At 58.8% G+C, this 18,204-nt stretch carries 17 protein-coding genes, 1 tRNA gene and 2 riboswitches; of the genes, 2 read left to right on the forward strand and 16 right to left on the reverse strand.

What is annotated here, in order from left to right; genetic code table 11:
- Nucleotides 1-5 precede the first annotated feature (5 nt).
- The 4 genes from RI101_07805 to RI101_07820 form a co-directional block, all read right to left on the reverse strand.
- On the reverse strand, nt 6-1,988 hold the full coding sequence (locus RI101_07805) for a TonB-dependent receptor (protein ID MEC4889952.1): 1,983 nt from the start codon (nt 1,986-1,988) through the stop codon (nt 6-8).
- A 27-nt stretch (nt 1,989-2,015) separates the two neighbouring features.
- Nucleotides 2,016-2,259, reverse strand: a riboswitch (cobalamin riboswitch).
- 74 nt (nt 2,260-2,333) lie between these two features.
- Nucleotides 2,334-3,206 (reverse strand): ABC transporter ATP-binding protein, encoded by an 873-nt coding sequence (locus RI101_07810; protein MEC4889953.1) that lies wholly within the window; start codon nt 3,204-3,206, stop codon nt 2,334-2,336.
- Nucleotide 3,207: 1 nt separating this feature from the next.
- Entirely contained in the window at nt 3,208-4,275 is a 1,068-nt protein-coding gene (locus tag RI101_07815; protein ID MEC4889954.1) for an iron ABC transporter permease, read from the reverse strand.
- Nucleotides 4,276-4,357: 82 nt separating this feature from the next.
- Complete coding sequence (locus RI101_07820; protein MEC4889955.1) at nt 4,358-5,257, reverse strand: cobalamin-binding protein; 900 nt, start codon at nt 5,255-5,257, stop codon at nt 4,358-4,360.
- A 185-nt stretch (nt 5,258-5,442) separates the two neighbouring features.
- Nucleotides 5,443-5,636: riboswitch (cobalamin riboswitch) on the reverse strand.
- Nucleotides 5,637-5,850: 214 nt separating this feature from the next.
- Between RI101_07820 and RI101_07825 the strand changes: the two genes are divergently transcribed.
- Complete coding sequence (locus tag RI101_07825; GenBank protein MEC4889956.1) at nt 5,851-7,242, forward strand: hypothetical protein; 1,392 nt, start codon at nt 5,851-5,853, stop codon at nt 7,240-7,242.
- 83 nt (nt 7,243-7,325) lie between these two features.
- Here RI101_07825 and RI101_07830 read toward each other — a convergent pair whose 3' ends face one another.
- Entirely contained in the window at nt 7,326-7,583 is a 258-nt protein-coding gene (locus RI101_07830; protein MEC4889957.1) for a SemiSWEET transporter, read from the reverse strand.
- A 131-nt stretch (nt 7,584-7,714) separates the two neighbouring features.
- On the opposite strand from RI101_07830, the gene rpmB reads away from it, so the two are divergent.
- Entirely contained in the window at nt 7,715-7,906 is a 192-nt protein-coding gene (gene rpmB, locus RI101_07835; protein MEC4889958.1) for a 50S ribosomal protein L28, read from the forward strand.
- A 157-nt stretch (nt 7,907-8,063) separates the two neighbouring features.
- Here the strand turns inward: rpmB and RI101_07840 are convergent, their stop codons facing one another.
- From RI101_07840 to RI101_07890, 11 genes are all read right to left on the reverse strand, one after another.
- Nucleotides 8,064-8,312 (reverse strand): hypothetical protein, encoded by a 249-nt coding sequence (locus RI101_07840; protein ID MEC4889959.1) that lies wholly within the window; start codon nt 8,310-8,312, stop codon nt 8,064-8,066.
- Nucleotides 8,313-8,416: 104 nt separating this feature from the next.
- Nucleotides 8,417-8,491: transfer RNA gene (locus RI101_07845), tRNA-Gly, on the reverse strand.
- Nucleotides 8,492-8,545: 54 nt separating this feature from the next.
- Nucleotides 8,546-9,757, reverse strand: a complete 1,212-nt coding sequence (gene tyrS, locus RI101_07850; protein MEC4889960.1) for a tyrosine--tRNA ligase — start codon at nt 9,755-9,757, stop codon at nt 8,546-8,548.
- Complete coding sequence (locus RI101_07855) at nt 9,754-10,215, reverse strand: ComEA family DNA-binding protein (protein ID MEC4889961.1); 462 nt, start codon at nt 10,213-10,215, stop codon at nt 9,754-9,756. The genes tyrS and RI101_07855 overlap by 4 nt, the downstream gene beginning before the upstream one ends.
- Nucleotides 10,212-11,633: a dihydrolipoyl dehydrogenase gene (lpdA, locus tag RI101_07860; GenBank protein ID MEC4889962.1), complete on the reverse strand. Its 1,422-nt coding sequence runs from the start codon at nt 11,631-11,633 to the stop codon at nt 10,212-10,214. Before lpdA ends, RI101_07855 begins: the two co-directional genes overlap by 4 nt.
- Nucleotides 11,634-11,641: 8 nt before the next feature.
- A complete protein-coding gene (gene gcvH / locus RI101_07865) occupies nt 11,642-12,028 on the reverse strand; it encodes a glycine cleavage system protein GcvH (protein MEC4889963.1) in 387 nt (128 codons plus the stop codon).
- A gap of 76 nt (nt 12,029-12,104) precedes the next feature.
- A complete protein-coding gene (locus tag RI101_07870; protein MEC4889964.1) occupies nt 12,105-13,487 on the reverse strand; it encodes a hypothetical protein in 1,383 nt (460 codons plus the stop codon).
- A 70-nt stretch (nt 13,488-13,557) separates the two neighbouring features.
- On the reverse strand, nt 13,558-13,977 hold the full coding sequence (gene ndk, locus RI101_07875; protein ID MEC4889965.1) for a nucleoside-diphosphate kinase: 420 nt from the start codon (nt 13,975-13,977) through the stop codon (nt 13,558-13,560).
- A 138-nt stretch (nt 13,978-14,115) separates the two neighbouring features.
- Nucleotides 14,116-15,147: an S-methyl-5-thioribose-1-phosphate isomerase gene (mtnA, locus tag RI101_07880; protein ID MEC4889966.1), complete on the reverse strand. Its 1,032-nt coding sequence runs from the start codon at nt 15,145-15,147 to the stop codon at nt 14,116-14,118.
- Nucleotides 15,148-15,243: 96 nt separating this feature from the next.
- Entirely contained in the window at nt 15,244-15,438 is a 195-nt protein-coding gene (locus RI101_07885) for a ribbon-helix-helix domain-containing protein (protein ID MEC4889967.1), read from the reverse strand.
- A gap of 236 nt (nt 15,439-15,674) precedes the next feature.
- Nucleotides 15,675-18,200, reverse strand: coding sequence for a DNA internalization-related competence protein ComEC/Rec2 (locus tag RI101_07890; protein ID MEC4889968.1), 2,526 nt, complete (start codon nt 18,198-18,200; stop codon nt 15,675-15,677).
- Nucleotides 18,201-18,204 lie beyond the last annotated feature (4 nt).

An 18,204-nucleotide genomic window follows, 5' to 3' on the forward strand; every position in this document is an offset into this window, starting at 1 on the left:
ATGCCCTATTTTGCATCGTAATTTACTCGCACGCCCGCAAAGATCGACCGAATCGGCGTCCCGTAAAACCGAACCTCTTCGTACTTCTCGTTGAAGATATTATCGGCCCGCAGATAGGTCTGCACACGGCGCGTCACATCGTAGGTCGCGGAGAGATTCCAGACATCGAAGGCCTTCATGGTTTGCCGATTATTGACATCATCAAACCGTGACCCCACATACCGGCCTTCTAAATTCACCCGAACCGGTTCGATCGGCTGGCAACTGACGATCAGGCTCCACTGATCCACCGGCATGCGAGGGGCCCGATTGCCGGGATACTCCTGAAGGTTTCTGGTCATCGTATTCGTATATTGCGCCTGAATATCCAAGCTCTTGATCCAGGAAGCATCTCTGACCACCGCGTATTTGACGCTCGCTTCCCATCCCTTCGTGCTCACGAGACCGATATTCTCCGCACAATAGCCGCCAGCCCCACAGACCGTCGAGGTCGAAACCGCGGCAATCATGTCGCGGAAGCGATTCCAAAAGTATCCCCCACTGAACGTCAGGCGCTTATCCAATAGATACTGGTCTATGCCGACATCCATGCTTTGGCTTCGTTCCGGCTTGAGGTTCGGATTGCCGAAATTGGGATAAAATAACTGATTGATCGTCGGCGCACGAAAACCGGTGGCGTAACTCCCCCGCACCTTGGTGTCGGTCTCTGGATGAAGATAGCCGGCCGTCGTCCGATAGGTGGTGGAACTGCCATACACATTATAGTCGTCGTAGCGGATGCCGCCGGTGGCAAACACACGTTCCCACAGATTCAGTTGCGCTTGAGCAAATCCGGCATGACTGGACACGTTTTTTGTCGGAAAATCATAATTATTCGTAAGCAGGTTTAGATTCTCCCCCTGCTGCTGGCGGAATTGATATCCCGCGCTGAGGAGCAGAGGCTTCCCAATCTGGACATTGTGCTGCCACTCAGCGCGATTGGCCACGGTGTTAATCTGCGATCGATAGAGATACGGCGAATTTACCACTCCAGTTTGCAAATTGCGCTGGGTGGTTCCTGAAAAGGACTCCGAGTCCTCCGTTTGGCGGGACAGCGTTATGGCCTGATTCCACCAGTCCGTGATCGGCTGAACATAGGTGGCGCTGTAGACAAATTGCTGGCTGTCGGTAAATGCGCCCAGTGTGTCGAACCCCGGAGAAGACCCATTGTCAAAATTGACCTTGCCTTGCAACAGCCGAAACGTGACATCAAGCCGGCCTTCATGAGGCAGCGCCACACCGAGCCTCGCCGACGTCTGCCAGTTATGAAAACCATCTCGTTCCGATGCGCCCCGTCGATAATTCACCGCCGAGAACCCGGCATAATCCCACCGCGACAGCGCCAGACTGTAATCCACAATCCCCGTCTTGCCGGACACTTGTCCGCCTTCCCGGATGGATGCAAATGACCCGTATTCGATAAATGCACTTGCCGATGGCGCCCCACTGCCTCGTTTCGTCGTAATATTAATCACTCCGCCCATCGCATCCGCTCCCCACAACATGCTCTGCGCGCCGCGAAGGATTTCAATACGCTCGATGTTGTCGGTCGTCAGATTTGCAAAATTGAAGCTGCCCAGCGTTGCACTATTCATGATCGCGCCGTCGATAAGCACCAACACCTGATCGGCGTTACTGCCGCGAATCCGGACGCTCGTGCTCGTTCCTGGGCCGCCGTTTGAAAACACCGTCAACCCCTGGCTCAAGCGAAGAGCCTCCGCCACCGTCTTGATTTGCCGCCGCTTGAGATCGTCTTCGGTAAGCACTTCAACCGCACTCGTCACCTGCGCCACCGGAACAGGCGTCTTCGTGGCGCTCACGACGACCTCCGGCGTTTCAATGATATCGGCCGGATCGGCCATCGCGATCTCTTGCGCCAATACGACAGGAGCAGGAAGGAACCAGACCAGAACGCAGACAGACAACGCCCAGCGAACAAACCATGCCATGACACATCTCCCTTGTGCTCGAAGGGTTGAGTTGAATCGACAGCTGGCTGGGTCTCCTGACTTGCGGATCGTCGTGTCTCTGCGCCTTCCCATCTGAAGCGTGATGGCGTAAAACGTGCCCCGTAAAAGGACTGACTGCTCCTCTTACGCTTTACGTTTCACCTTTCACGCTTCATGACAGTGGCATCTGCAGAATTACTCCCCGCTGACAGTGGCGGCACCGTGATGGATTTGCACCATCTTCCCCGACACCAACTACGTTTCTACAAAACGCCCTTTCACGCTGAAATGATCGTCCCCCCTCATTCACACCCGCACGGCCGGGGACATGACCGTGGGAATATCCTATATCTGGCCGGAGCCAACCGGTATGGTCACACGAGGCCGCCCGGTCTGCGGATGGGCATCGACCACGACCTCGCAGCCATAGACCATCCGCAACACATCCGGCATGATCGTGTCTTCGGGCGGCCCCATCCGGCAGAGCCGCCCGTCCCTCAACATCAACACGCGATCGCATAGTTGGCTCGCCACGTTCAGATCATGGGAAACCAGCACTACGGTGAGCTGCCGTTCCGCTTTGAGCCGGCTGATCAGCGTACAGATCTCGATCTGATGATTGATATCGAGAAAGGCCATCGGCTCATCGAGCAAGAGAATCGCCGGTTCCTGGGCGAGGGCTCGCGCAATGACCACCCGTTGCCGTTCTCCACCGGACAGATCTGACATCAACCGGTCGGCCAGAGGCACAACGTCGGTTGCACTCATGGCTTCTTGCACACAGGACACATCCTGTTCGGTTTCATCCCCGATCCCCATGCTCCACCAGGATGCGCGCCGGTGCGGGAACCGTCCCATGAGCACCGTTTCCGTGACCGTAAAGGGAAACACCTGCGCATATTCCTGCGGCACCACCGCCACCGAGCGTGCGATCTCTCGCGGTTCGAGCCGGCCGATGGAATAACCGCCGAGTCGAATATCGCCATTGTAGGGACGTAACAACCCCGCCAGCAGCTTCAGCAGAGAGGACTTTCCGGATCCATTGGGTCCGACGATCCCCAGCACCTCTCCTGTCCGAACGCCAAATGACACGCCCTCAATCGTCCAGGCCCGCCCCTGTTGGTCAGAACCGTACCGAAAAGACAGGTTTTCAACCTCCATGGCATGACGGGTCATGATCGGTTGGGAAGGCGGTTCTGCGGTCATCGATACGGCCATCTCACAACATCCGATCTTTTCGCCATAACAGCAGGTACAAGAAGAACGGGCCGCCGATCAGCGCCGTGACGATCCCCACGGGAATCTCGGCGGGCGCGAACAGCGTCCGTGCGATGGTATCCGCCGCAACCAGAAACATGCCTCCCACCAACACCGATGCCGGCAACAACAGCCGATGATCCGACCCTAGGACCAGACGAACCGCGTGCGGCACAACCATCCCGACAAACCCGATCATGCCGCTCACTGACACCACCGCGCCGGTGAGCAAGGCCGTCAGGACAAAGAGCTGTTTTTTCATACGCTCGGTATCGATCCCCAACGAACGGGCGGTCTCCTCTCCCAGCGTCAGCACATTCAGCATCTGCGCCTTCTGCATCACGATCGCCAACACAAAGACCGCATAGCCGGCCAGAACACCCAGCGCCGGATAACCCGGCGCGATTAACGAGCCCATGAGCCAGGCCATCAGACCGGCGGATCGATTGGGCTCCATGATGGAAGTGATAAACATAATGAGCGCCGTGAGGATGGCATTGAGAATCACGCCGGCAAGCAACAGGCTGTGAATCGGCAGCCGGCCCTGCGACTGCGCCAAGCGATAGATCACCACCAGCGCCAGCAGCCCCCCGGCAAATCCGCACAGGGGCAGCACGGGCAACAACGCCATCGTCGTGCCGATTCCCAACAACATGGTCACGGCCGCCCCTAACGCGGCGCCGCTTGACACGCCGAGCACATAGGGATCGGCCAGCGGATTTCTCAGCAGCGCCTGCAGCGTGACCCCCACCGCCGCGAGGCTGCCGCCGACCAGAAATCCCATCAGCACGCGCGGCAACCGGACTTGCATCAAAATCACGCCGGACGTGCCAATCGAGGACTGATCCCATTCCCCGGTCTTCAAGGCATGCACGAGTGCCGGGAACACATCTCCCCATGGCACCAACGCGGCTCCGAACCGGCTACAGAGCAGCACCACGCCCAGACTGGCGAGCAGAAGCCCGGACAGGATCAGGCCCCAGCGTCGGCTGCTCAGAATCGCCCCGGTCCGTTGCCACTGCCCTCTCATATCTGATGAGGCGGTCGCACCAATTGCCGGAGCGAGTGCAGCAGAAGCGGCTGGGGGCGTGGCCTGGCCGTTTGCCATCGTCTTACGGCCTCTCTCCGGTCGCTGGCGATGCCGGAGGCGACGGATGCAGAATATCCGCCAACAACTCCAATCCCTTCCCAATCCGGGGGCCGGGCCGATTGAGCAGATCGGCGGGAATCTGCCGCAACCGGCCCTGCTTCACGGCCGTGAGCGTGGTCCATTGCCGCCAGGCTTGCTGTTCACTCTCCGAAATCCCCTCGGCCTTGCCGATCGGAAACACCAACACTTCCGGGTCCTCTTGCAATACCACTTCCATACTGAGCCGTGGATAGGGCGTCGCGCTCTTGGCCGCCACATTCACGCCGCCCACCAGACCGATAAGCTGATCGATAAAACTGCCAGGCCCGACGGTAATGAGCGGCTGGCTGTTCAAGACATACAGCACCCGCACAGGCGGCTGTCCCTGCGTCCGAGCTTTTAGGCGCGCAATCTCCTGGCGCAGATCCATCCCTAGCGCAACGGCCTCCGTAGAGCGATCCAACATGCGCCCCAGCGTCTGAATATGCGAAAAGATATCCTCGACGCTCCGGTCGGCCAGGATAAAGACCGGGATTTTGAGTTGCTCCAGCTTTCCGAGGAGATCGAGCTTGAGAAATTGTTGCGGAGTAATGATCAGGTCCGGCTGAAGCGCGACCAGCGATTCCAAATTGGGGTTGGCATATCCGACCTTCGGCTTCTGCGCCGCCTCCGGAGGGAAATCGCAAAACTGCGTCACCCCGACCACCTGTGAACCGGCACCGATGGCAAACAACGTTTCCGTCACACTCGGGGCCAGCGACACAATCCTGGTCGGCGCTTTGGCCAGATAGATCTTGCGGCCCATGTCATCGACAAACGACCGGGACGACACATGGGCCATAAACGGCATGCCCGTGAGAATACCCTGCTGTCGGCGTTTCATATCCGGCATCTCATCATGCGCAAACGCACCGCCCGCTGGCATCCCACCCAGACAGAGAAGCAGGACACAGGCTCCACTGACAATCGCGTTGAACAGGCCCAAAATAAAAAATCCCCAAGGCCTACAATAGACCCTGAGGATTGCCCCGCTTCTACATCCTCGCCTGTTCCCCAGCCCTCGAGGGAACGATGGTCAATTCTCCAGGGAGGTCTTCTGGCTCATGGTTCATCCTACTTCCCGCGCCTTCCCATCCAAACGGACAGTGGCCTTCACGGGTTTCGTCCCCATTCACAGCGGCGGGACCGCGAGGGAGTCACACCCTCTTCCCTTACCCCGGAGTTACGATATGGTGTTGGCACTCTAGGAGATGGAAGCAAAACTTGTCAAGTTCCATATTGTCCAACCACTGCATCCTTGCTGTACATTGGTCTCTCCGTTACCGTCCCCTCATCGCTGAAAGTGCCCGTGATAGTGAGATTTTCTACGGACACCCTATGGGCATAAGGCTTGCTCAGATCTCCCATGAACGTTTCTGTCAATCCTACAGAACACCGATTCACAGCACGCGATACAAGAAAGGCCTCGAACGGGTCATGCGCAATCTCATCATCAGTGCCTGTATCATTGGATTGTTTTTGGAACTCTCCGGCCTCCTGTGGTCACTGAAAAAAGACAACCCCAGCGACACCTTTATCTCTCTGACGGAACCGCCGGCTCGCGTGATTGAACATCCTCTGGAGAATGGCTACTTTCTCCTGCTCGGCATGGCCGCTGCAAGCGGACGAAACCCAATCCAAACCGGCTATGACATCTGGCTCGAATCGGATGCGCGGCCGACCCAGGCCGGTTTTGACTTCAATCAAACAGGGCGATCCGAACTCCGCCTCCCCGTCGCAGTTGATCACGTCCTCCCCGAATGGTACGCGTCCAACCCGCTCGAGGCGTTACAAAAGAAAGATGCGCTGTATCGAATCTCCGCCGACCGATACCGTCCTCTGGTGGCTCGCTACGAACAATGGCTTCAGATGCCCTTTGAAGACTGGGGATACGCCCATCAGGGAGCCCCGCGCATCGAAGAATTGCTGGGCGCCCACCGGCTCTATGTTGCGGAAGGATTCTCACAACAGACCGCCAGCGGCCTTGCACGGCTCTCCCGCGACCTGGCCCAATGGCGCATGGTCCTGCGCGAAGCCCGCACACTCCCTATCAAAATGATGGCCACCGTCATGATTGATGACGATGTGCAACTTCTATCCGGAATCCTGAGCCAAGATTCAGTGGACCGGACCATCCTGACGCGGAGCCTCGATCTGCTTCAACCGCTCACCACCGCCGAGTACTCGCTCCAATGGCCTGTTCAAAGCCATTTCACACTGACCTATTTACGCAACCGAACGACAGACCTGGCCCCACTCCAGGTTCCCCAGACTGACTGGACATCCTATGAGTCCATCGCGCACAGTGCCCATCTCCCATCCGGAGCCTTTCAGAAAGTGGAACATCCTCAGAACCGCCAGTCCCTGACCACCGCTTCGCAAAACCAGCAAACCTGGAATACCTATGCCGCGTATTACGATGCGCTCATCAAGACGGCTGACTCCGTTCATAGCCCGCTCCCCAAACTGCACGACATTGCCAAAAACTCAACCCGCACATTTTTTGAGCGCGTCGCCCATCCACTGGAATTTGAGCCGGAATGGACGCCGTTCAGCCAGCGACTCGTAGAAACTGATGCGCGCCTCCGGCTGGTCTCACTCCAGGTCTTGATGCGCAAACCGACCGCCACCGCCACCATTCCCACGCGGCTGGCCGAAGTCGGAGCGAAATACTACGACCCCTTTTCAGGCCTTCCCATGCTCTGGAGCCCCACACAGCGAAAACTCTATAGCGTCGGGAAAGATCATCTGGATGATGGAGGCGATCCGAGCTTCGACATTAGCGTTCCCCTCTCAAGCGCCATGGCTCCACCCAGTCATTCCTTATAGAGATCTCATTCTGCCTTAGGCAGCACTTGCGCCCCAAGACCGGCAACCTGCTACGGCCTCTTGAACGTTCGTGGGAAGAATCGCTATTTTTGGAATTTCAGCTTGAGAACAAGAATTGCCAAAGTCAGCACGAATGTGATGGCATTAGTCACAATGATCGGCCAGGAGTGCAAAGAGAGCCCGTAAATAAACCAGAGCAACACACCAGTGGTAAAGGTCAGGAGCATCGCCAAGGACACATCATTGGCTGACTTGGTCACCCAGGTCCGTTGAAGCTGCGGCCAGAACGCAATCGTCGTCAACGTGCCCGCCAGAAATCCTATCCATGTGTCGAATTCCATCGAAGCTCTCCTCGCGCTCACAGGCAAACCGCCCCCCGTTGAAAATCACGGCGTGACGCTTGTCATGCGCACTCTGTCTATGCTACCATCCGACGTTCTTGAGAACGTGTTTCTTTACAAGGAGTCTTACCGTGGCATTTTCATGCGATCTCTGCAACAAACGCCGCCAATCCGGGAATAACGTCAGCCACGCCAACAATAAGACGAGACGGGTATTCAATCCCAATATTCAGTCCGTCCGCGCCGTTGTCGGTGGAACCACGTTGCGAATTCGGGTCTGCACGCGCTGCCTGCGTTCTGGGTTGGTCAAGAAGGCCGTCTAGTCCTCTTCTCCGCTCATTTTCCTGATCCCCTGCTGTATTGAGAGCAGCACCGGAATTGCGTCCTCCCGCACGATCCTCCTCGCCATATTGACGAGGCGCTCGGTCGCGCGTTCTCCACCTCACACGCCGCCCCCCCCCTCACTATCCGCTTTTCTCTTTATCGAACCGATTGGTGCCTGACTTCTATTTCTCGAAGACTTTGCGTATAGGCGGCGCAGATCTCTTTCGCCTTGGGTGGCTCATCCTGATATTTGGCCAGGCATTGGCGGTAGGCGCTCAATAACTCCGCGTGCTCCTCCTGGACATCGGCCTTCGTTTTCAGCACGCGATACTCTTGATAATAGTGGCAGCCCGCTAATGCGTGCAGGACTGCAATGCCCCCAGCGATCGAAATGAACCGCCTCATCCGCCATCCTCCGAAGGATACAAAAAAGGACTTGGAAGCAGATGCTTCTCAAGTCCTCTATCCCTTGCGCGTGACAATTCACGCCTCGCATTTCATATGTTATTTGGAGCGGGCGATGGGATTTGAACCCACGACAACTTGCTTGGGAAGCAAGGACTCTACCACTGAGCTACGCCCGCTCGCTAAATCGCATCCTACGCGCGGCCTCTATGCCAAGTCAAGAAAGAGGTTGCTTACGGAGCCCGCTCGACCAATGCAAACTTGCGGCGGCCGACCTTCATGCGGTACTGACGGCCGGCGGCGAGGGTGATAACGGCCGCGGCATCGCTCTGTTTCTGTTGATCGAACTCCACACCGCCCTGAACGATCAGCCGGCGGGCTTCGCTCTTGCTCGGCACCAGCCCGGTCTTGGCCACGAGCTCGACCAGTCCGATCGACTGCCCGTCCTTGAGATCGTGCGCCGCCAGGACAAGCCGGACATCGGGTTCGTCCGGAAACTCGCGCTCGGAAAACTTGTGCTGAAACGCCGCCCGCGCCTGCCGCCCGGCGTCCTCGCCGTGGTAACGCGAGACGAGGAGCTGGGCGAGCGCCTGCTTCGCCTCCATAGGATGCAGGGCCTTCACACGCTCAAGATCTTCCGTCGTCAATAATTCATAGTACCGCGCCATCAGTGCATCGCTGATCGACATGACCTTGCCGAACATCTCTTCCGGCTTATCTTCGAGCGCGATGTAGTTTCCGACGCTCTTGCTCATTTTCTTCACGCCGTCGGTGCCTTCCAGCAACGGCATGGTGATCACGACCTGCGATTCCTGGCCGAAATCGCGCTGCAATTCCCGGCCGACCAATAGATTGAACTTTTGATCGGTGCCTCCCAACTCGACGTCGGACTTCAAGGCCACCGAGTCGTACCCTTGCACGAGCGGATAGAGGAATTCGTGCACACTGATGGGCTTCTGATCATGGAACCGCTTATGAAAATCGTCCCGCTCCATCATCCGGGCCACGCGATAATGCGCGGCCAGCTGAATCAACCCTTCCGCCGTCATCGATCCCATCCACCGGCTATTGAACTCGATGGTCGTTTTCTGCGGATCCAGAATCTTGAAAATCTGCCGCTGATACGTCTTGGCGTTGTCCTGCACCTGTTCTTTGGTGAGTGCTCGTCTGGTCTCCGACACGCCGGTGGGATCGCCGATCATCCCCGTAAAGTCGCCGATCAGAAACAGGACCTGATGTCCCAGATCTTGAAAATGCTTGAGCTTGTGGATCAGAACCGTATGGCCGAGATGCAAATCCGGCGCAGTCGGGTCGAATCCCGCCTTCACGCGCAGCGGCCGATTCTCTTTCAGCGACCGGGTGAGCTTCGCTTCCAACTCCGTCTGTTGAATCACTTCCACCGTTCCGCGCAAAATCAAATCGAGCTGCCGACTCAGTTCGCTCATATGGGGGCCTTCTCTCCCTTGTCCGATGCGGCCGGCGATGCGACTGTAACCAACCGCCTCAAACGCTCCAGCTTCTTCTGCCCGATACCCTTGACTCCCCGCAACTCTTCAACCGCATGAAATCTCCCTCTGGACTCGCGATAGGCCACCACTCGTCTGGCCAAGACAGGCCCCACGCCGGGAAGCTGCTCAAACTCCTCGACACTCGCGCGATTGAGATCGACCAGCCGCGGGTCTGTGGAAATGCGCTGTGGAGATTTGGCCGTGACAGGATCCTGGTTAGGGGCCGCACCGACCGGCGATGGTTCATCCAGCCCTTCAGCCTGCGCAAGTGGCGCGGGATGTGGAGACGCGGGCCGCTGCATGGTCTGCGGAACTTGCCAGCCAATCCAGAACACGACGCCCATCGTCAGGGCAAACATCCCGAGCTTGAGCAATATGGATCGCAGCAGACTCATGCTTTTTTCTTCACCTGATGAATGGCATGTCCCTCAAGGTCTTCAATCGCTTCCTGAAATCCTTCCGCCAGCGTGGGATGCGCGTGAATCATGTGCGCCACCTGCGACATCGTCGCGCCAGTCTCCATCGCCAATGCCGCTTCATGAATAAGATCGGCCGCATGAGCCCCGACAATATGTGCGCCCAGCAATCTGCCGCTCGCCGCATCCGCAATCACTTTGAACAACCCCGTGACATCACCGGTAGCCTGCGCCTTTCCCAGCGCCGCATACCGGAACCGCCCGACCTTGATCGCCTGCTCCGGATCGCGACCAGCCGCCTGGGCCTGCTCTCGCGCCTGCCGCTCGGTCAGCCCGACACGCCCCACTTCAGGCAACGTAAAGATGCCGGCCGGAATCACATCATACCGAATCGTCACCGGATGCCCCTGAATATTCTCAACCGCCACCTTCCCCTGCGCCGAGGCGACATGGGCCAGCATCGCCTTGCCCACCACATCGCCGATCGCATACACGCCAGGCACGTTGGTCTGCATATGGTCATCGACCAGAATTTCTCCACGCCGCCCCAACGCAACTCCCGCGTGCTCCGCACCGATATCGCGCGACTGAAATCCGCGTCCGATCGACACCAGGAGCCTCTCCGCTTCGAGCGTGCTCCCGTCTTTCAGCGTGGCCCTCACCACGCCGTCTTGCACGGCCACCTGCTCGATCGTCGTGCCGGTGTTCACCTCGACCCCGCGTTTTTTCAGCTCCCGCGCCATGAGCACGGAAACCTCCTCGTCTTCCAATGGGAGAACCGCCGACTGCAGCTCCACCATCGTGACCTGTGTGCCCAACCCGCTAAACAGCGACGCACACTCACATCCTTCCACCCCGGCGCCAAGAATGATCATTCTCGGCGGCGCAGCGTCCAAATCCAACGCCTGTTTGCTGGTAATGATGGTGGTGCCATCGATTGGGAACTGCGCAAGCTGGGGCCATGACGACCCCGTCGCAATCACAATGGCGTCTGCCTCGACCTGCCGCTGTGACCCGTCGCTCGACGTCACGGCAATCGTGCGCGCATCGACCAGGCGGCCGCGGCCTTCCACCACGTCGATATTCCAGGCCTTGAACAGCGTCGCGATGCCCTTCACCAGCGTCGCCACCACCTTGTTCTTGCGTGCCACCATGCGCGCCAGGTCATAGCGCGCAGGGCCTGGAAGGAGGATCCCCAGATCCTCCGCCTTCTTCAATTTGTCGCCGAGTTCAATAACGGAGAGGAGGGCTTTGCTGGGAATGCAGCCCCAATTCAAACACACACCGCCAAGCGCCTGCTGCTCGATGACCGTTACACGGGCGCCCAGCTGAGCCGCCCGAATGGCCGCTACATATCCGCCCGGCCCGGCGCCCAGAATCGCGATGTGTGTCGCCATGGAAGAATTTAATGTTTCTGGCTGGCCAGAAACGCTTCGTACTGGGCTGCGGTCATCAGCTGATCCACCTCGGCCGGTTTGGAGAGCTCGATCACGATAATCCAGCCCTTCCCGTACGGATCGCTGTTCACCACTTCCGGATGATCTTTCAACTCTGTATTGATCGTGGTCACCGTGCCACTGACCGGCGTATAGATGGTCGAGGTGGTCTTCGTCGATTCCACTTCACCGATCTGCTGCCCGGACGACACCACCGCCCCGACCTTCGGCATATCGATGAACACAATATCGCCAAGGGCATCCTGGGCAAAGTGACTGATGCCGACCGTCGCCTGTGTCCCGCTGAGACGCACCCACTCATGTTCTTTGTGATACCGCAAATCTGTCGGAATCATAGGTTCCCCATGCTCGTCAATTACTCATAACTCAACCGGAATGTGACCGGATCGTAGTGGGCCAGACCGGCCTTTGTCAAGGAAATCGGGCCGGTTCGGGCACGCGAACAAGCACGTTCCAATTCCCTTGCTCCGGCACGGTGGCCAGCGCCGTTCCGACCCATTGCGCGATTGAGAGCGACTCAGAGTCTGGCATGGCCACACTAAGCCACCATCGATCCGGCGCCCCTGCATGCTGAGCCAATGGCTCAGGAAGAGACAGGGTTCCTGCGCCCTCACTCCGAACCACAATGGCCCCTCCGGTCCGCTGGAGCAGTTCGGCCACGTCCTCGCCGTACTGTTCCAATCCCGCAAGCGGTCCGTTCACCGTCTCACGATGCACCTCGATCAGCAACCGCCCGGTCGGATTCATATCGCGAAGACGCGCTCTGATGCGCGCAACAAACGCGGCATATCCGCGCGCCTTCCAACCGACCCATCGCCAGTACTGCGCCTCACGCTCCGCATCCCACCCACCTCCGCCTCCCCCCTCTCCGAGCAATTGCTGGGGAGAGAGGGCCACACTAAACGCAGAGGCAAATAGCCGGTACGAGATCTCTGAATACTCTTTGGCAAAACCCTGGCTGTCCCGTGCCTGCAAGAACACACCATCACAACCGGTTTGAAGCAATACCTTCACCCGTTCCTCGATCGCCGCTTGGTAGTCCGGATGCAGGATATCTGGATGACGCAAAATTTCCGGACCACCGGCACTCCCGTTGGATAAGCCCTGCCCCCTCCCAACCGTCGCCGTTATCCACTCTGGACGGACCGGCAAGCCTCGCCCCTGATGGGGATCAAGAGATACCCATACAGCAAGACCAGCCACATGCGCCGCTTCCACCAGCGCCCGCAGACGGTCCGTTTCCTCTCCCGCTGTCCCATCGGACAGGGCCGGATCAATCAACAACGACGTCACGTCGGCCTTCAGCAGCGACTCCAACCACGGGATCCATAGCGGGACAGGAGGAACTTGGGAGAGAGAGACCCCTATCGTCATCTGCCGGCGAGGCGCCGCTTGAGGCACAGTCGGCACCTGACGCAGTTCGTCCAAACGGCGGAGTGCATGGGCGCGATACAACGGTTGCTGCGGATCCGCTCCTGCCTCACCAACAGCCAACGTGCGGTATTCCGCCATGGCCGCCCGATAGTCGCCCAGCTGCTCGTAGGAGCGCCCCAACCACCAGCGCGCTTCCGCCATCCTCGGCGCGCCACGATCAGCGGAATCGACAAAGCGCCGGAAAAATAACAGGGCCGTGGGATACCGCTCCTGGACAAACGCCCGATAGGCCTCTCGGAGTAATTTCAGGTGAGCGTCGCGAGCGGGATCATTGTGCACCTCCTCCACCGAGGATCGTGCAGGAAGCGAAGGATGCACGCGTGGAGAACAGGCCAGCAAGAACCCGAGGGACAGCGCCAACGCTATCCCTCGGATCAGGCCTTGTGTCTGAATGAAGGGCAAAGAACCCATCGCCCTCCGGGAGGCATGCTTAACCGAAGATTTCCATGCCGGGGAAAAAGTAGCTCACTTCGAAGGCCGCCGTTTCAGGGGAATCCGATCCGTGCACCGCGTTGAACTCGATATTCGCCCCATGGGCCTTGCGAATCGTGCCCGCTTCAGCCTTGGCAGGATCCGTGGCACCCATCAGTTCCCGGTTTTTCTTGATGGCGTTCTCACCCTGCAACACGATCACGACCGCAGGACCGGACGACATAAAGGTGCAGAGGCTATCAAAAAACGGCCGCGCCTTGTGGACAGCATAGAATCCCTCCGCCACCGGCTTCGACATCTGCATCAACTTCATCGCCACCGGCTTCAACCCCGCCTGCTCATAGCGGTTGATGATATCCCCAATGGCATTCTTCTTCACCGCATCTGGCTTGATAATCGCTAATGTCCGTTCGCTCATTGTCGCTACGATTCCTCCACACAGTTAAAGGATAAATTCAACATCGTCGCCGCATTATAAGTGGCCAGGAAATAGCTTGCAACTGATAGAAATGGCCGCTCCCATCCCGCAGATATCCTCGATGCGCTTCGATTCTGGTTAGAATGCGAACTGCCGAGCCAGCTCGCCCGGCTTAAAGACGCCCCGTTCAGTGATGATGCCGGTGATGAGTTCGGCGGGGGTCACGTCGAAGGCGGGATTGTAGACAGCGACCCCGGCTGGCGCGACAGGATGGCTGCCATGGATGGTGGTCACTTCGAGGGGGTTGCGCTGCTCGATGGGAATATCCGCTCCGGATTTCGTCTTGAGATCAATCGTCGAATAGGGAGCCGCGACATAGAAGGGAATTCCATGCGCCTTGGCTAAGACGGCCACCGAGTACGTGCCGATCTTATTGGCCACATCCCCATTGGCAGCGATGCGGTCGGCACCGACGACGCACAACTGAATTTTCCCCTGGCGCATGAGCGAACCGGCCATGTTGTCCGTGATCAGGGTCACGGGAATCTTGTCCTGCATCAATTCCCACGCCGTCAGCCGCGCCCCCTGCAGGACCGGTCTGGTTTCATCGGCAATCACCTGAATCTTCTTCCCCTGCTCCCAGGCAGCCCGGATCACCCCAAGTGCCGTCCCATATCCCGCTGTCGCCAACGCCCCGGCATTGCAATGGGTCAGGATGGTTTGCCCGTCTTTGATCAAGCCTGCACCGTGCTTCCCCATGGCTTTGCACAGGGCAATGTCCTCATCGAGAATGGCTTGCGCTTCGGTGATCAGCGCGGCCTTGGCGAAGGCGATCGGCTGGGCAGCCAGTGACGCCAGCTTCTTCTTCATGCGATCGAGGGCCCAAAACAGATTCACCGCTGTAGGCCTAGTCGCACCCAAATGGTCGCAAACAGCCTCAACGGCTTGAGAAAAGTGAGAGAAGTCTGCCGCCGAAACCGCCTGTGCCCCGAGCGCCACTCCGAGCGCCGCTGTGACTCCGATCGCAGGCGCGCCTCTGACCTTTAACTCACGAATCGCGTCGGCGACCGCCCGATAGTCCCGGCAATCGAGAAACTCAATCTGTTCCGGCAAGCGGCTTTGATCAAGCAGCCGAACAACGCCGTTTTTCCATTCAACAGTGGGAACCATGGTGACCTTGTACCGAGATTGACACAGAAGTGCAAGACGTGAGGAACCTCATCCGAACCGAGGGGGTCGAACCGGATTTCGTGCGCGATCCGCGAATTACGCCCGCGCAACTCGCTTCTTGGGTGGGACAACCTGCAGCACCGGAGGCTGGGCCGGAGCATGTTTGGGCAGTTCCCGCTCAAGCATTGCGCGGATAAATCCACTGGCTGTGTAGCCCTGTTGCCTGAGAGCATCCAGCTGCTGTTTCAGCTCTTCCGGAAGTTGGATGACGATGCGAACGAGATTGGCCATGATGTGCCACTCCTCCAGTATTCAATCCCTAGAGAGTGATTGATGTGCACAGGCTATGCCCTGCACAGGCCATAGCCAGCCGACAGCAATGGTGAGGAAACACACACACTTAGGCGTGAGAACCGCCGCCGCAGAATGAAAGCTGGACAAACTTTGCCACAAGCCTTTCACCACTGTACAGAAAACCCATTTCCAACATTCCATTAGTTAGGGACACAATCTTATTGGCGCACACGCTACGCCCCGCTCCACTGAGACCAGAGCCGCTGCCAATTCTCCCATTCACTTTGCCACACATGGCGTCCCGGATTGGCAGGGCGCAGCCTCATATCACTCGTGCGCTGCACATGAACCGCAGATGATGAAACCCGTCCGGTCACCACCACCGCGCCATCGACATCTGTGCGAAAGATCTCGCTCCCTTCCCCCGCATAGGCGTCGAGCACAGCTTGAACCGGATGGCCATAGGCATTGTGCCGGCCGACCGAAATCACGGCATGGCGCGGATGAACGCGCCTCACCCAGGCTTGATCCAGCGAACTTCGGCCGCCATGATGCGGGACCTTGAGCACCGTCACCGGAGCCTGCCCTTCTGCCGCCAAACGGCGAATCCCCGCCGCCTCGACATCCGCCGCAAACAACACCGCATGGGCTCCACACTCAAGCTGAGTAACAATTGATTCATTGTTCAGCTGCGAACCGCTGAGCGGCAACGAGACCGGCTTTCCCACATCCGCATCAAAGGGATTCATCACCGTGAGCCGGCACCCGCCGGAGGACACAATCTCCTGGCCACGGTGCGCTCGGCGATCGCGTACCGTCCGCTCCAGAACGGCTCGGCGAAGATCCTCAAACAGCGGCTCATGCCGCTCGACACCGGCATGCCAATATTCTTGAACCGCAAAATGGCGAAGAATCCAGGGCAAGCCCCCGACATGATCCAGCTGAGGATGCGTGGCAATGACTGCATCGAGGCGGCGAATGCCATGATTCCAGAGAAAAGGCCCGACGACTCCACGCCCGACATCGAAACGCTCATACTTGCCACCCCCGTCGATCAGGACGGCCTTTCCATCCGGCCATTCAATCACGGCACTGTCTCCCTGGCCGACATCCAGAAAGGTGACTCGCCACCGATCCCCATCAACGAAAGAACCCGCCTCCCAGCCCCACAGGCCTATCGAAGAACACAGCAACACCGCACCAACCAGACGCCAGCGGAGTCTGACTGAAATCCCCACTGCGATCAGGAGTCCGGCATACAACATTCCCATGACGAACACGGATGGCGCGGATACGCGCCAGTCGGCCGCGGACCATGAAGCGATCCCATGCAGCCCTCCCACCAGCCATTCGATCAGCCGTTGCTGCACCGTGGCGAGCGAGAGCCCGTCAAGCCCAAGCGCCACGGTCCAACCGGCCGTCAACAAGCCCAGCGGGACGACCACAAATCCCGTGACCGGCACCGCGATCATATTGGTCAGCACGCCGGCCCACGGAATTTGATTGAAATACCAGGCGACCAGCGGAGTCGTCACGATGGTGACCGCGAGGCTGAGGATCATCGCTTCATGCGCGGCTCGACGATACCGCTTCCACCTGGTGGCCTCTTGCTGATCCTCCTCAGCCGATCGAGACGCATGCCAGTCCGCAACCCATACGATCGCCAGCACAGAGAGAAAGGACAACTGGAAGGAAATATCACCGATGGCGCGGGGATCGTGAAGGACGATCACGACAGCAGCCCCAGCCAACGCGTGCGCAAGATGCCGTTCGGACCCGATCCAGACCGCCGCCAGTCCCGCGGTAATCATCATGGCCGCCCGCAACGTGGCGATCTCTGCGCCTGCCAGCAGCGCATACAGCATCACTCCGGCCCACGTCACAAGAATGGCGCAGCGCGTGGGCGTCAGGCGTCTCGACAGAGCCAGCAACATCGGGGCCGGCAATTGCACCGCCATCTCCCTCACCAGGCCAAACAGGACGATCGCGATCAAACCCAGGTGCGACCCTGAGATCGATAGCAGATGCACGGTCCCCGTGATCATGAACCATTCCTGGACATCCTCCTGTAAATACCCCCGTTCCCCAATGATCATCCCCAGAAAAATCCCGAGCGCCGGCTGGCTCAGCGACCGGATCGCTGCGTCGCGAATCGCGCCCCGCCACCGATCGACCTCTCCCCATCCGGCCCACCACCAACTGCTCATCGCCGGTTCCAGTACCTGGATCGCCTCAGGCCCCGTCACCGTGGCGACCGCCTCGACCCCTTGACGTTCCACATAGGACGCGTAATCGAAGCCCCTGGGGTTCAAGGACCCCGTCGGCGCTCGTAGCTTGGCGCGAAACGTAATCCGATCGCCATGCCATACCTCTCTTCCCGGGTCCCGCCAGGTCAGTCGAATCGTGTGCGGTACGGCAGGGGATTCCCGCGGGGACTCGGTTTTCACCAGTAGCGTGAGACGGTGCGGGGCATGCTGCACCGGGCCAATAATTCGCCCAGCCCGCAGATCGACAGGAGCCTCCTCGAACGCGTGAAACGCCCCAGGTGGCGGCACGACCGACGCCCAATAGACGATCCCCAACAACAGGGCCGCATACCCCGTCGTCGCCCGCAAGGGATCCAGGCCGCCGGCCCGTTCGGCAATCCACAGGGCCGGAATCAACAGGCCTAGCAGCACACTAATCGTGACGGGAAAGAACGGAAGAAGAGATCCGAGCGCGAGACCGGCAAGAAAGACCGCAGAGAGGGACGGCAGCATGAGC

The organism is Nitrospira sp., from assembly GCA_035968315.1.
In the GTDB taxonomy this organism is placed as follows: Bacteria; Nitrospirota; Nitrospiria; order Nitrospirales; family Nitrospiraceae; genus Nitrospira_D.